The organism is Acidibrevibacterium fodinaquatile, assembly GCF_003352165.1.
Taxonomy (GTDB): Bacteria; Pseudomonadota; Alphaproteobacteria; order Acetobacterales; family Acetobacteraceae; genus Acidibrevibacterium; species Acidibrevibacterium fodinaquatile.
In genome coordinates this window covers 2,454,174-2,468,484 of sequence record NZ_CP029176.1, presented here as the reverse complement: position 1 = coordinate 2,468,484, position 14,311 = coordinate 2,454,174, and the positions used below count along the sequence as shown (strand labels likewise).

The 14,311-nt window shown below is 65.3% G+C and carries 12 protein-coding genes; 9 read left to right on the top strand and 3 right to left on the bottom strand.

From position 1 onward, the window contains the following. Nucleotides 1–20 precede the first annotated feature (20 nt). The gene (locus DEF76_RS11775) at nt 21–2,042 is read left to right on the top strand and encodes an APC family permease (protein WP_114912499.1); all 2,022 of its coding nucleotides are present in this window, start codon (nt 21–23) and stop codon (nt 2,040–2,042) included. 92 nt (nt 2,043–2,134) lie between these two features. Then, nucleotides 2,135–3,802, top strand: coding sequence for a phospholipid carrier-dependent glycosyltransferase (locus tag DEF76_RS11770; protein ID WP_240318991.1), 1,668 nt, complete (start codon nt 2,135–2,137; stop codon nt 3,800–3,802). Between the two features lie 113 nt (nt 3,803–3,915). Here DEF76_RS11770 and dut read toward each other — a convergent pair whose 3' ends face one another. The 3 genes from dut to DEF76_RS11755 are packed head-to-tail and all read right to left on the bottom strand — an operon-like array spanning nt 3,916 to nt 6,523. Continuing rightward, nucleotides 3,916–4,404: a dUTP diphosphatase gene (gene dut / locus DEF76_RS11765; RefSeq protein ID WP_114912497.1), complete on the bottom strand. Its 489-nt coding sequence runs from the start codon at nt 4,402–4,404 to the stop codon at nt 3,916–3,918. After that, nucleotides 4,401–5,864 carry a dihydropyrimidinase gene (gene hydA, locus DEF76_RS11760; RefSeq protein ID WP_114912496.1) on the bottom strand — a complete coding sequence of 488 codons (1,464 nt, stop codon included), beginning with the start codon at nt 5,862–5,864 and terminating at the stop codon, nt 4,401–4,403. Before hydA ends, dut begins: the two co-directional genes overlap by 4 nt. Continuing rightward, nucleotides 5,861–6,523: a TetR/AcrR family transcriptional regulator gene (locus DEF76_RS11755; RefSeq protein WP_240318990.1), complete on the bottom strand. Its 663-nt coding sequence runs from the start codon at nt 6,521–6,523 to the stop codon at nt 5,861–5,863. Before DEF76_RS11755 ends, hydA begins: the two co-directional genes overlap by 4 nt. Before the next feature lie 141 nt (nt 6,524–6,664). Between DEF76_RS11755 and DEF76_RS11750 the strand changes: the two genes are divergently transcribed. Genes DEF76_RS11750 through DEF76_RS11720 form a run of 7 tightly spaced genes read left to right on the top strand, consistent with a single transcriptional unit; the run spans nt 6,665 to nt 14,235 of the window. Then, the gene (locus tag DEF76_RS11750; protein ID WP_114912494.1) at nt 6,665–8,038 is read left to right on the top strand and encodes an NAD(P)-dependent oxidoreductase; all 1,374 of its coding nucleotides are present in this window, start codon (nt 6,665–6,667) and stop codon (nt 8,036–8,038) included. Next, entirely contained in the window at nt 8,031–9,305 is a 1,275-nt protein-coding gene (gene preA, locus DEF76_RS11745; RefSeq protein WP_114912493.1) for an NAD-dependent dihydropyrimidine dehydrogenase subunit PreA, read from the top strand. Before DEF76_RS11750 ends, preA begins: the two co-directional genes overlap by 8 nt. Continuing rightward, nucleotides 9,302–10,567, top strand: coding sequence for a Zn-dependent hydrolase (locus DEF76_RS11740; RefSeq protein WP_114912492.1), 1,266 nt, complete (start codon nt 9,302–9,304; stop codon nt 10,565–10,567). The genes preA and DEF76_RS11740 overlap by 4 nt, the downstream gene beginning before the upstream one ends. Continuing rightward, entirely contained in the window at nt 10,568–11,395 is an 828-nt protein-coding gene (locus DEF76_RS11735; RefSeq protein ID WP_408842133.1) for an ABC transporter ATP-binding protein, read from the top strand. It begins immediately after the preceding gene. A gap of 7 nt (nt 11,396–11,402) precedes the next feature. Continuing rightward, on the top strand, nt 11,403–12,287 hold the full coding sequence (locus DEF76_RS11730; RefSeq protein ID WP_114912491.1) for an ABC transporter permease: 885 nt from the start codon (nt 11,403–11,405) through the stop codon (nt 12,285–12,287). Further along, the gene (locus DEF76_RS11725; protein ID WP_114912490.1) at nt 12,284–13,210 is read left to right on the top strand and encodes an ABC transporter permease; all 927 of its coding nucleotides are present in this window, start codon (nt 12,284–12,286) and stop codon (nt 13,208–13,210) included. The genes DEF76_RS11730 and DEF76_RS11725 overlap by 4 nt, the downstream gene beginning before the upstream one ends. A gap of 20 nt (nt 13,211–13,230) precedes the next feature. Next, entirely contained in the window at nt 13,231–14,235 is a 1,005-nt protein-coding gene (locus DEF76_RS11720; protein WP_114912489.1) for an ABC transporter substrate-binding protein, read from the top strand. Nucleotides 14,236–14,311 lie beyond the last annotated feature (76 nt).

Genomic DNA, 14,311 nt, shown 5'->3' with positions numbered 1-14,311 from the left:
CCTTGTGACAAGGAAACGTGATGAGTCTGAGAGATCTCCTATTCGGGCGTAAGCTCGCTAATACCGAAGCCGAAGGGCAGCGCATGGGGCTGGTCCCGGCTTTGCCGGCGATGGGGCTCGATGGGCTGAGTTCCGCGGCCTATGGGCCGGAGGCGACACTCAGCATCCTGGCGGCGGCAGGCGGGGCGGGGATCGGCTTCGTCACGCCGGTGACGGCGGTGATCATCGCGCTTTTGGCTATTCTCTATTTTTCCTATCGCCAGACCATCACCGCCTATCCCAAGAATGGCGGCTCTTATACCGTTGCCTCTGAGAATCTCGGCGCCAACGCCGGGCTGCTCGCCGCGATCGCGCTGATGATCGACTATATGCTCAACGTCGCGGTCGGCATCTCGTCGGGGGTTGCGGCGCTGATTTCGGCGCTGCCGGCGTTGCAGCCTTTTACGCTCTGGCTTTGCCTTGCCATTCTCGCCGCGATCACTCTGGTCAATTTGCGCGGCAGCAAGGAATCGGGGCTTGCGTTCGCGGTGCCGACCTATCTGTTCCTCGGCTCGCTCGGGATCATCTTGGTGCTCGGCGTCGGCAAAACCTTGCTCGCTGGCGGCCATCCAGCGGCGGTGATCCGCCCGCCGCCGCTTGCCAAGGCGGGGGAGGCGGTTGGGCTCTGGCTGCTCTTGCGGGCGTTTGCCAGCGGCTGCACGGCGATGACCGGGGTCGAGGCGGTAAGCAACAGCACCAGCGCGTTTCGCGAGCCGGTGGTGGTGAACGCACACCGCACCTTGACCGCGATCGTGGTGCTGCTCGGGTTTTTGCTGCTCGGGATCGCCTATCTCGTGCGGGTCTACGGTATCGCTGCGATGGATCAGACGGCGCCGGGCTACCAAAGCGTGCTCTCGCAATTGATTGGTGCGGTCTATGGCCAAGGTTGGTTCTATTACCTTACCATCGCCGGCATTCTCGCGGTGCTGTGTCTTTCCGCCAATACCAGCTTCGTCGGGTTCCCCCGTCTTTGCCGACAGGTCGCGGCGGACAGCTATCTTCCCCACGCTTTCGCGATGCCAGGGCGGCGTCTGGTCTATTCGGTCGGGGTTTTGTTCCTTGCTGTCGGCGCCGGGTTATTGCTGATCGTGTTCGATGGGGTTACCGACCGGCTGATCCCGCTATTTGCGGTCGGCGCCTTTCTTGCCTTTACCCTCTCGCAAGCGGGGATGGCGGTGCATTGGTGGCGGGCGCGCGGTGAGCATGGCGCTGGCGCGCATTTTCGCCTCGTTATCAACGGCTTCGGCGCCGTCGCGACCGGATTGGCGCTTGCCGTCATTCTGGTGGCGAAATTCGTCGAGGGCGCCTGGATCACGGTTGCCATCATTCCGGCGATGCTTCTTCTGCTGCGCGCGATCCGCCGCTATTACGCGACGTTGGATGCGGCCATCCTTGGCGCGCGCGATCGGCGGGTGCAGTTCGCGCATTATGAGCCGCCGGTCGTCTTGCTGCCGATCGAGCGCTGGGATCGGCTTGGGCGCAAGGCGCTGAATTTCGCGCTGCGGACTTCCCCGGATGTTTTTGCGCTCCATTTGACCGCGCTTGAGGGGCCAGAGGGCGCCGGCGAGGAGGAAGCCGCCCATGAGAAGCGGCTGCGCGATAATTGGCGCCGCTATGTCGAGCAGCCCGCCAAGCGCGCGGGTCTGCCGCCGCCGCATCTCCTGATCGAAAATTCCCCGTTCCGCAGCATGGTGGCGCCGCTTTTGCGGGCGGCGCTCGATCTCGAAAAACGCTTTCCCGGCCGCCCGGTGATGGTGGTGATCCCGGAGGTGGTGGAAGGCCGCTGGTGGGAGATGTTTCTCCACACCCGCAACGCCCAGCGCCTGCGGCGTGCGCTGCTGCGTCATGGCGGCGTCAATCTGGTGGTGGCGACGGTGCCATGGCAGACCGCCGAGCCCGAGCCCGCAGACGTGATCGCCGAGGAGGAGCCTGCCGATCCCGCGACCGAGGCGAAAACGCCGGCCGGCGGTGCAAAACAACCGGTGGCAAAACCGGCGAAGTAGCGCCTCATCGGTGCCGCTTATCGCCTGTCTGTCATGCGCGGAGAAATATGGCGTAAATCCGAGCCTCCTCGCATGGTGGGGGGATGGATCCCTTGCCCCGCCTTCTCCGCACCCGCTGGCCGCGGGGGTTTCTCGTTCTCTTTTGCGTCATTCTCTGGCTGCCGGGGTTTTTCTCGCTGCCGCCCGGCGATCGCGACGAATCGCGTTTCGCCCAGGCGACGAAGCAGATGCTGGAGAGCGGTGACGTCATTCGCATCCAGAACGGGCCGGAAGCACGCAATCTGAAGCCGGTCGGCATTTATTGGGCGCAATTGCCGTTCGTTGCCGCCGCCGAGCGGCTCGGCCTCGGCGAGGCTAATCCGATCTGGCGCTATCGCCTGCCATCGCTGCTCGGCGCGCTGCTCGCCGTGCTCGCAACCTACCGTTTCGGCATTGCCCTGGTCGGGGAAGGGGCGGCCCGCCTGGCCGCCGCCCTGCTCGCGGCCGCGCTGCTGCTCGTCGTTGAACACGATATCGCCAAGACCGACGCCGCCCTGCTCGGCGTCACCACCGTTGCGATGGGGCTGCTTTCGCGCGCCTGGCTCGACCCGGCCGGTTTCGGGCGATGGCAGGCGGCGCTGTTTTGGCTCGCGCTCGCCGCCGGCGTCCTTCTCAAGGGACCGGTGACGCCGATGGTTGCGGGTCTTTCGATCATGGTGCTCGCGCTCGCCGCGCTTTGGCGGCGGGAGCGGGAAGGGCTCGCGTGCCTCGCATCATTGCGCCCGAAGCTCGGCGTGCCGATTTTTCTCGCCGTGACGCTGCCCTGGTTCAGCGCCATCGCGATCGCAACGCATGGCGCGTTTTTCGTCGATTCGCTCGGCCATGATCTCGGCGGCAAGATCACCGGGGTCAGCAACGGCCACGGCGCGCCGCCGGGCACGCATCTTCTCCTCCTGCCGCTCACCTTGTTTCCCGCGAGCCTCGCGTTGTTCGCGGCGCTGCCGGCGTTTTGGGCGGCACGAAAGACGCGGCGCGGGCAGTTCCTGCTTGCCTGGATCGTGCCGTCCTGGCTGGTGTTCGAGGCAGCGCCGACCAAGCTCCCGCATTATCCGCTGCCCCTGTTTCCGGCAATTCTGATGATCGTCGCGACGAGTCTGCTGGCGCGCGAACGGCCGGCGCCGCTTTGGCTCGCGCGTCTCTCGGCTGGCGCGTTCGCCTTGGCGCTGGCGGTGCTCGGGGTCGGCGCCGCGTTGCTTCCCTTCTTCGTCGCGCCGGGGTTGGGGCGCGCGAATTTATACGGCGTTCCCGGATGTCTCGCAGCCGCCGTGATCGCTTGGGCGGTCATGCCCGCGGCCTGGGCCGGCGATACGCGCGTGGCCACGGGGCGGGCTTTGCTGCTCGCGCCGTTGCTCTATTGGGCGGTTCTGGAAGCCGAATTGCCGCATCTTGATGCGCTCTGGATCGCGCCGAGGGTCGCAGCCGTGCTCGCCGGCCGGACGCCGGCCGGGGAGGGGTTCGGCGCCATCGGTTACCAGGAGCCGAGCCTCCGCTTCGTCGTCGGCACCAAGACGCGGTTTCTCACCGGCCCCGGGGATGCCGCGCGGTTTCTCGCCGATGGCGGCCGGGTGGTGCTGGTCGATGCCGCCGAACGCGACGCCTTTCTTGCTGCCGCCAACGCGCTCGGGGTGCCAACAACCCCAATTGCGACACTTGACGGTTTCGATCTCGGGCGCGGACGGCGGGTGACACTGTTTCTCTATGCGCGTCTGCCGGCGAGCTGACGCACCTCCCATAACCGGATTTTCGGTTGGTTGGATGGGCGTTTGAGAGTGATGGCGCTGAAGGCGCCGGCGGTGTTCGTCGCATCGAGCACGTCGGCGAGGCCGGGCACGCCTCAGCCGCGCCCGGTCGAGCCGAAACCGCCGTCGCCGCGCTCGGTCGCCGCGGAAAACGCGTCGACGACGGCAAATTCCGGCCGCAACACCGGGACGAACACCATCTGCGCGAAGCGCTCGCCAGGCGAAAGCGTGATCGCCGCGCCGCCCGGCGGATTGCGGTTCCAGGCACTGACCATGATCGGCCCGGTGTAATCGGGGTCGATCAGGCCGACGAGATTGCCGAGCACGAGGCCCTGGCGATGGCCGAGCCCGGAGCGCGGCAGAACCAGCGCGGCGATCGCCGGATCGCCGATATAAAGCGCGAATCCGGCGCTGATCAGCGCCGGCCTCTCGCCGGGGGCGAGCGTGAGCGGCGCATCGAGGCAGGCATGGAGATCGATCGCCGCCGCCATCGCCGATTGATAGCGCGGCAGCCCCCATGCGCTGAGCCGCGGATCGAGCAGCTTGACCTCGATCCGCGGGCTCGGCCGCGCCGGCGCGCTCACGGCGTGTTATGGACGGCGGGCTTGCGCACCACCGCCTGCGGGCGCGCGATTTCGTTGCGCTTGCCGATCGCCACGAAATAGGGCGGAAAACAGGGGCGATCGACATAACGCCCGGCGCCGCGCACGGCCCGGAGGTCACCATCCTTCCACGCCACCCGCCCTTGGCTCAGCGTCGCATAGGCGCGCCCTTGCACTTCCATCCCCTCAAAGACGTTGAAATCGACGTTTTGGTGATGGGTGCGCGCCGAGATGGTGCGTCGCCCGGCGGGATCCCAGAGAACGAGATCGGCGTCCGACCCCACGGCGACTGCCCCCTTGCGCGGATAGATGTTGAAAATCTGCGCGGTGTTGGTCGAGGTGATGCGCACGAACTCGCTCGGCGTGAGCCGCCCGCTGCCTACGCCGTGATGCCAAAGCACGCTCATCCGATCTTCGATGCCGCCGGTGCCGTTCGGGATCTGCGTGAAATTATCTCGCCCCATCGCTTTTTGCGGCGCGCAGAAACAGCAATGATCGGTCGCGGTGGTTTGCAACTGCCCCGAGGTGAGGCCGGCCCAGAGCGCGTTCTGGTGATGTTTGGGGCGGAAGGGTGGGCTCATCACGTGGGCGGCGGCGCGCGCCCAGTCGGGATCGCGATAGACGCTCTCATCGATCACCAGATGCTGGGCCAGCACCTCGCCATAGACGCGTTGGCCGCTCGCGCGGGCGCGGGCGATCGCCTGCGCCGCCTCCTCGGTCGAGACATGGACGATATAGAGCGGCGCGCCGAGCACGGCGGCGACGGCGATGGCGCGGTTCGCCGCTTCCCCCTCGACTTCCGGCGGGCGCGACAGCGCATGACCCTCGGGGCCGGTGATGCCGGCTTCCAGAAGCTTGCGTTGGAGATGATAGACGGCATCGCCGTTTTCGGCATGCACGGTGCAGAGCGCGCCGAGTTCGAGGGCGCGCCCGAAACTCGCGAGCAGAACGCCGTCATCGACCATGATGGCGCCCTTGTAGGCCATGAAATGCTTGAAGCTGTTGACGCCGTGCTCGCGCGTCAAAATGCCCATCTCTTCGCGCACCTGCTCTGACCACCAGGTGACGGCGACGTGGAAACTATAATCAGCGGCCGCCTTTTCCGCCCAGCCGCGCCAGGTGTGATAGGATTCGAGGAGCGAGATACCGGGATTGGGGATGACGAAATCGATCGCCATGGTGGTGCCGCCGGCCAGCGCCGCGGCGGTGCCGGTGTAGAAATCCTCGCTCGCCGTCGTGCCCATGAAGGGCAGCTCCATATGGGTGTGCGGATCAATCCCGCCCGGCATCACCAGCATACCGCCAGCGTCCAGGGTCTCGGCGCCGGCGGGCGCGGACAGCGCCGGGCCGATCGCCTGGATCACACCTTCGGCGCAGAGCACGTCGGCGCGAAAACTCGACTCCGCGGTTACCACCGTGCCGCCCCGGATCAAAACCGTCATGCCGTCCTCCTTTGTTGTTGCATCGTCTCATCGGCCGGCGCGATCCCGAGACCGCTCAGCACCAGCCGGGTGATGGTTGCCGCCCCGGTCGCGTAATCGCCGGTATCGAGTTTGTCGATACCGAGCACGGCGGCCATTTGCGTATCGAAATCGGCATAGGTCTGGGTCATTGCCCAGAGGGTGAAGAAAAGATGCCGGGGATCGATCGGCGCGATCAGGCGGCGCGCGATCCAGCCCTCGATCACCGCCGATTTTTCTGCAACTTTCCGCCGCAGATCGAGCCCGAGATAGGCGCGGAGTTCCGGCGCGCCATGCAGGATCTCGGCGGCGAAGACCTTGGACGCATGCGGGCGCTTGCGCGAATGCGCCATCTTGGCGGCGATATAGGCGGAAAGTGCAGCGGCGGGATCGTTCTCGGGCACGATCGGGTCCATGTCATCGAGCCAGAGGGTGAGGATGTTTTCGAGCACCGCGCGATAGAGACGCTGCTTGGTGCCGAAATAATAATGCAGATTGGCCTTGGGCAGGCCAGCGGCCTCGGCGATGCGGTTCATCGTCGCGCCGGCGAAACCGTGATCGGCGAAGACCCGCTCGGCGCACGCGATGATGTGCGCCTGCTGAGTCTCGCGGGTTCGCCCCGTGCCCGGTGTCTCGCCCAAATTTGCCCGTCTATTGCGCGATTTGCCCAAACTTCGATCACTCAAAAAAATGCATGCCTGCATTGTGAAAGAAGTTGACCAGGCAGTCAATTTCTATCACGCTACGCCGCAGAAACTCAGCAAACGGAGCCCCGCGCGCCCATGACCGGCCCCACCGACGCCTCCGCCGTTCCGGATATCGTCGCCCATCGCCGTCCATCGGCGGAAATCGCCGGCGATTTCGTCGATGCCCACCCACCGCTGTCGCCGGATGCCGCGATCGTCGAGGCCAACCGCTGCTATTTTTGTTTCGACGCCCCCTGCACCGCGGCCTGCCCGACCGGGATCGATGTCCCCGGCTTCATCCGCGGCATCGCGACCGGCAACCTGGCCGGCGCCGCCATCAAAATTCTCGAGGAGAATATTTTCGGCGGAAGCTGCGCCCGCGTCTGCCCGACGGAGATCCTCTGCGAGCGCGCTTGCGTGCGCATGAAGGAGGAAGAACGCCCGGTCGCGATCGGCGCCTTGCAGCGGCGCGCGACCGATTGGCTGATGGCGCGGAACCGCCATCCCTTCGTTGCCGCCCCGGCGAGCGGGCGGCGCATCGCCATCATCGGCGCCGGCCCCGCCGGCCTCGCCTGCGCCCATCGCCTCGCCCGCGCCGGCCACCGCGCCGAGGTGTTCGAGGCGCGCGGCAAGCCCGGCGGGCTCAATGAATATGGCATCGCCGCCTACAAACTCCCCGATGATTTCGCCCGCCGTGAAATCGATTTTCTTCTTGGCATCGGTAATATCAGCATCACCACCGGCCGCGCGCTCGGGGTCGATCTCTCGCTCGCGAGGCTGCGGCGCGACTATGACGCCGTCTTCCTCGGCCTTGGCCAGGGCGGCGTGAACGCGCTCGGGATCGAGGAGACGCCGCTTTTCGGCCTCGAGGACGCGGTCTCGTTCATCGCCCGGCTGCGGCAGGCGCCGGACAAGGCGGAGATCCCGATCGGGCGCCGCGTCGTGGTCATCGGCGGCGGCAATACGGCGATCGATGCCGCGACCCAGGCGCGTCTCCTCGGCGCCGAAGAGGTCACGATCGTCTATCGCCGTGGGCCTGCGCAAATGTCGGCAACCCATGATGAGCAAGCCTGGGCGCAGACCCATGGCGTCACCATCCGCCATTTCGCAACGCCGGTGCGGGTGATCGGCGAGGCGGGCGCGGTGCGCGGCGTGGTTTTTGCGCGCACCCGCCTCGATGAGCAGGGCAGGGTCGTGCTCGAGGGCGGCGAATTCACCCTCGGCGCCGATCAGGTCTTCAAAGCCGTTGGCCAGCGCTTCATTCTTCCCGAGCATGAGGATTTCCCGGTGGTGCGCGATGGCCGAATCGTTGTCGATGCCGCGCGCCGCACCAGCCTTGCCGGCGTTTATGCCGGCGGCGATTGCGTCGCCGGGATCGATCTCACAGTGCGCGCGGTCCAAGACGGCAAGATCGCGGCGGCGGCGATCGATGCCGCGCTGGCGGGGGAGAAGGAGCACGCCCATGGCTGATCTTCGCGTCGAATTTGCGGGTATCAAGGCGCCGAACCCGTTCTGGCTCGCCTCGGCGCCGCCGACCGACAAGGAATATAATGTCGTTCGCGCCTTTCGCGCCGGCTGGGGCGGCGTCGTCTGGAAGACGCTCGGCGAGGATCCGCCGATCGTCAATGTCTCCAGCCGCTACGGCGCGACCTCGTTCAACGGCGCGCGGATGGCGGGATTTTCCAATATCGAGCTGATCACCGACCGCCCGCTCGCGGTCAATCTGCGCGAGATCAAAACGGTCAAGCGCGATTGGCCGGATCGCGCCGTGATCGTCAGCCTGATGGTGCCGTGCGAGGAGGAAAGCTGGCGCCGCATCCTGCCGCTGGTCGAGGAAACCGGCGCTGACGGCATCGAACTCAATTTCGGCTGCCCGCATGGCATGTCAGAGCGCGGCATGGGTTCGGCGGTCGGCCAGGTGCCCGAGTATGTCGAGATGGTGACGCGCTGGTGCAAGCAGCATTCGCGCATGCCGGTGATCGTCAAACTCACCCCCAACATCACCGATATCCGGGCGCCGGCGCGGGCGGCAAAGCGTGGCGGCGCCGATGCCGTCTCGCTGATCAACACTGTCCAATCGATCGTCGCCGTCGATCTTGACGCCATGGCGCCCGAACCAGTGGTCGGCGGGCAGGGGTCGCATGGCGGCTATTGCGGCCCGGCGGTGAAGCCGATCGCACTCCGCATGGTCGCCGAGATCGCGCGCGATCCAGAAACCGCTTCACTTCCGATTTCCGGCATCGGGGGTATTTCGACCTGGCGCGATGCCGCCGAATTCATCGCGCTCGGCGCAGGCTCGGTGCAGGTTTGCACGGCTGCGATGCATCGCGGGTTTCGGATCGTCGAAGACATGGCGGCTGGGCTTTCGAACTGGATGGACGAGAAGGGCTATGCCCGGATCGCCGATTTCACCGGCCGCGCGGTCAAGAATTTCGTCAATTGGGAGGCGCTCGATCTCAACTACAAAACCATCGCCCGCATCGATCAGGCGCTCTGCATCCAATGCGGCCTTTGTTACATCGCTTGTGAGGACACTTCGCATCAGGCGATCGCGTTCACGCGCGAACAGGGCGGGCGGCACTTCTCGGTGATCGACGCCGAATGCGTCGGCTGCAATCTCTGCCATCATGTCTGCCCGGTGGAAAATTGCATCAGCATGGTCGAGGTGCCAACCGGCAAGCCGAAACTGACCTGGAAACACCACCCGAACAACCCTCTCCGGGAGGCCGCGGAATGAGCCAGAAAGCCACCAATCTCCGGATCAATGCCGAGCGGCTTTGGGACACCATCATGGAGACCGCGCAAATCGGCGCGACCGCCAAGGGTGGCGTGCGGCGCCTGACGCTTTCTGATCTCGATCGGCGGGTGCGGGATTGGTTCGTCGATGCCTGCAAGAAAGCTGGGTGCAGCATCACCGTTGATGATATGGGCAATATTTTTGCGCGCCGACCCGGCAAAAACCCCAATCTCGCGCCGATCGCGGTCGGAAGCCATCTCGATACGCAGCCCTCGGGCGGCAAATTCGATGGCATCATCGGCGTTCTCTCCGGCCTCGAATTGCTGCGCACGCTGAATGAGGCCGGGATCGAGACCGAGGCGCCGATCGAAGTTATCGACTGGACCAATGAGGAGGGCTCGCGCTTTGCCCCCGCGATGCTTGCCTCCGGCGTGTTTGCGGGCAAATTTTCGCGCGAGTACGCCTATGCCCGCGCCGATCGCGAAGGCAAGAGTTTCGGCGAGGAACTCGAGCGGATCGGCTATCGCGGCGAGGCACCGTGCGGCGCGCACCCGCTTTCGGCGTTCTTCGAACTCCATATCGAACAGGGTCCGATCCTGGAAGCGGAAGGTAAAATCATCGGCGTCGTGACCGACGTCCAGGGGATGCGTTGGTACGAGGTGACGGTCGAGGGCGAGGATTGCCATGCCGGCTCGACGCCGATGCCGATGAGGAAAGACGCGTTGCTCGCGAGCGCGCAGATGATCGCGGCGATCAACGCCGTCGGCCGCCGCCACGCGCCGCACGCCGTTGCGACCGTCGGGTTGATCGAGGCACAGCCCAACAGCCGCAACGTCATCCCCGGCAAGACGTTTTTCACCATCGACATCCGCCACCCGCAAGATGCCGTGCTGGCGACGATGGAGGAAGAGATCACCAGCGAACTCAACGCCATCGCCGAGGCGAGCGGGGTTTCGCTTGCGTTGGAGCGTGTCTGGAACTCGCCGCCGGTGCCCTTCGCCAAGGCGTGCGTCGATGCGGTACGCGAGGCGGCGCGCGATCTCGGGCTGCCCTCGCGCGAGATCATCTCCGGCGCCGGGCATGATGCGGCTTACGTCGCCGCGGTCGCGCCGACGGCGATGATCTTTGTCCCGTGCGAGCGCGGCGTCAGCCATAATGAATTGGAAAAAGCCGAGCCCGAACATGTCGCGGCGGGGGCCGATGTGCTGCTGCGCGCCGTGCTCGCGACCGATGCCCGGCTGGCGGAGGGGGCACGAGCCTGAATGGCGGAGATGGCGCTGCTTGAGACGGCCATGCGCGACGAGACGGTGATCCCGGCGGCGGTGGTATCGGCGCGCGATGTCTCCTTGGTGTTTGATGCCGGTGGCCAGCGCGTGACCGCACTCTCCGGGGTCGATCTCAGCATCGCGGCCGGGGATTTCGTCTCGCTCATCGGCCCGTCCGGCTGTGGCAAGACGACGTTGCTTCGCGCCATCGCCGATCTCGAACGCCCAACCTCGGGGTCGCTGCTGGTCAACGGCATGACCCCAGAGCAAGCCCGCCGGCGCCGCGCCTATGGCTATGTCTTTCAGGCGCCGGCGCTCTATCCATGGCGCAACGTCGCGCGCAACGTCATGCTGCCGCTCGAGATCATGGGGATGGCGCGGCGCGAGCGCGAAAGCCGGGCGGCGCGTTATCTCGGCCTTGTCGGGCTCGGCGATTTCGCGCGCAAATTCCCCTGGCAGCTTTCCGGCGGCATGCAGCAGCGGGTTTCGATTGCGCGTGCGCTCGCGTTCGAGCCGCAACTTCTCCTGATGGACGAACCGTTCGGTGCGCTCGACGAAATCACCCGCGACGGGCTCAATCTCCATCTCCACGAACTCTGGCGGCGCACCAGCATGACGGCGGTGTTCGTCACGCACTCCATCCCCGAGGCGGTGTTTCTCTCGACCCGCATCGTTGTCATGTCGGCGCGGCCGGGGCGTGTCGTTGAGATTATCGAGAACGATTTGCCGGCGACGCGTGATCTCGATCTGCGTGAGACTCCGGCTTTCCTTGCCGTCGCCCACCGGGTGCGCGAGGCGTTGCGCGCCGGGCATTCCTATGATTGAGCGCTAGATGCGCAGCGGCCGCACGCCGTTCGCGCGGGAAGGCGCGGTTTTGCCGCTGATTGCGATCATCGGCGTGTTGCTGATCGTTTGGTATCTCGGCGCGATTTTCCTCAACGCGCCGCAAGCGCGCGAGCAATTGGCGGAAGGGGCGGGGGCGCGTGATCTCGTCGCCGCCACCTGGTCGATGACGCGGCCGGTTTTGCCGGCGCCGCATCAGATCGCGGTCGAACTCGAGCAAAGCCTGTTTACGCATCCGGTGACCTCGCCGCGCAGCCTCGTCTATCACGCTTGGGTGACGGTTTCGGCAGCCCTCGCCGGGCTCGGTTTTGCGCTCGCGTTCGGCCTTCTGCTCGCCATCGGCATCGTTCATGTCCGTCTGCTCGACCGCTCATTGATGCCTTGGGTGATCGCGAGCCAGACGGTTCCGGTGCTCGCGATCGCGCCGATGGTCGTTGTCGTGCTCGGCAATCTCGGCATCACCGGGTTGCTGCCGAAAGCGGCGATCGCCGGCTATCTCGCGTTTTTCCCCATCACCGTCGGCATGGTGAAGGGCTTGCGCGCGCCCGATCCGCTGCAGCTCGATCTCCTGCGCACCTATGACGCGCGGCCGGCGCAGGTGTTTTCGCTGCTGCGCTTTCCGGCCTCGCTCGGGTTTTTGTTCCCTGCTCTCCGCATCGCCGTGACGCTCGCCCTGGTCGGTGCGATCGTCGCGGAATTGCCGACCGGGGCGCAGGCCGGGCTCGGCGCGCGGCTGCTCGCGGGCTCCTATTATGGCCAGACGGTGCAGATCTGGGCGGCTTTGTTCATGGCGGCGGCGATGTCGATGCTGGGCCTCGCCGCGGTGTCGCTGATCGAGACGCTGGCGGCGCGCAGCCGGGGAGGGCGGCTATGACTCGGGCGCCGCTGATCTGGGCCGGCCTCGGGTTGATTGCGGCAACGCTTGCGCGGATCGCGGTCGTGCATGCGATACCCGCTGCTGCGCTCGCGCTCGCGGTGATCGCGGTCTTTGCGCTGTTTCTTGCGATGGTGGGATTTGCCCGTGGCGAGGGATGGTTCGCCCGACTCGCAACGCCGGTCTTGTTCGGCCTTCTCCTGCTCTGGCTCTGGGAGATGCTGGTTCTCGGGTTGGCAATTCCTTTCGTGCTTCTGCCGCCGCCGAGCGCGATCGCGCGCGCATTTGGCATCCATCTCGCGCTGCTCACCCAGGATTTCGCGCAGACCTATCTCCACGCCGTCATCGCCGGCTATGCGCTTGGCTGCGGCGCTGGCTTCCTGGTCGCGCTCGCGATCGACCGCTCGCCGTTCCTCAAGCGTGGGCTTTTGCCGCTGGGAAACATGGTGAGCGCCATGCCGATCGTCGGCATCGCGCCGATCATGGTGATGTGGTTCGGGTTCGAATGGCCGTCCAAGGCTGCGGTCGTCGTGGTGATGACGTTTTTCCCGATGCTGGTGAACACCACCGCCGGCCTTGCCGAAGCCGGCGCGATCGAGCGCGATCTGATGCAAAGCTATGCCGCAAGTTACGCCGCGACGCTGTGGAAGCTCCGTTTGCCCGCGGCCCTGCCGCATATTTTCACGGCGCTCAAGCTTAACTCGACGCTGGCCTTGATCGGCGCGGTGGTCGCCGAGTTTTTCGGAACCCCGATCCTTGGCATGGGGTTTCGCATTTCGACGGAGGCGGCGAAGATGAATCTCGATCTGGTCTGGGCGACCATCACCGTCGCGGCCTTGGCCGGCTCGCTGAGTTTTGGTGCGCTTGCCTTGCTCGAACGTGCCGTGACGTTCTGGCATCCATCGTTTCGCGGCTCATCGTAAACGCATCGAAGGGGGACATAATGAAGAGATCACTGCTGCTTTCCGCCATCTTTCTCGCCGGAAGCATGATGCGCCCGGCGCTTGCCGCCGATCCGCTGACCTTGCAGCTCAAATGGGTGACGCAGGCGCAATTCGCCGGCTATTACGTCGCCAAGGCCAAGGGGTTTTACAAGGATGAAAATCTCGACGTCACCATCAAGCCCGGTGGCCCGGACATCAATCCCTCGCAGGTGATCGCTGGCGGCGGCGCCGATGTCGTGGTCGACTGGATGCCCTCGGCGCTCGCAACCCGGGAAAAAGGTGTGCCGCTCGTCAATATCGCGCAGGTGTTCCAGAAATCCGGCCTCGAACTCACCTGCCGCAAGGATAGCGGCGTGCGCACGCCGAAGGATTTCAAGGGTAAGACGCTCGGCGTGTGGTTCGCCGGCAACGAATATCCGTTTCTCGCCTGGATGGCGAAGCTGAATTACACCACCTCCGGCCCCAATGCCGATGTCAAGGTTTTGAAGCAGGGTTTCAACGTCGATCCCTTGCTGCAGAAACAGGCGGCGTGCATCTCGACCATGACCTATAACGAATACTGGCAATTGATCGAGGCCGGCATGAAGCCTGATCAGCTTGTCGTGTTCAAATACGAGACCGAGGGGGTTGCGACCCTCGAAGACGGGCTTTACGCGCTACAGCCGAAGCTCAGCGATCCACAAATGGTCGATCGCCTGGCGCGGTTTCTGCGTGGCTCGATGAAGGGCTGGCAGTATGCGATGGATCACCAGAAGGAGGCGGTCGCGATCGTGCTCGACAATGACACGACCGGCGCCCAGACCGAGCGGCATCAGACGACGATGATGAGCGAGGTCGCGAAGCTCATTCCCGGCAGCAGCCATGGCCTCGGCTATCTCGAGCCGGCGTCTTATGAGCGCACGGTGGACGAACTGCTCGCCGGCAAATCCGATCCGGTGATCTCCAAACGCCCCGAGGGCGCAACCACTCACGCCGTCTGGGACAAGGCTTTCGCCCAGAAATAACGCTCTCGGCTTCCCGGCGGGCGGCGCTGCCAGCGCCGCCCAACCGACAAAAGTTTTTTCTTTTTTCTAAAAACGA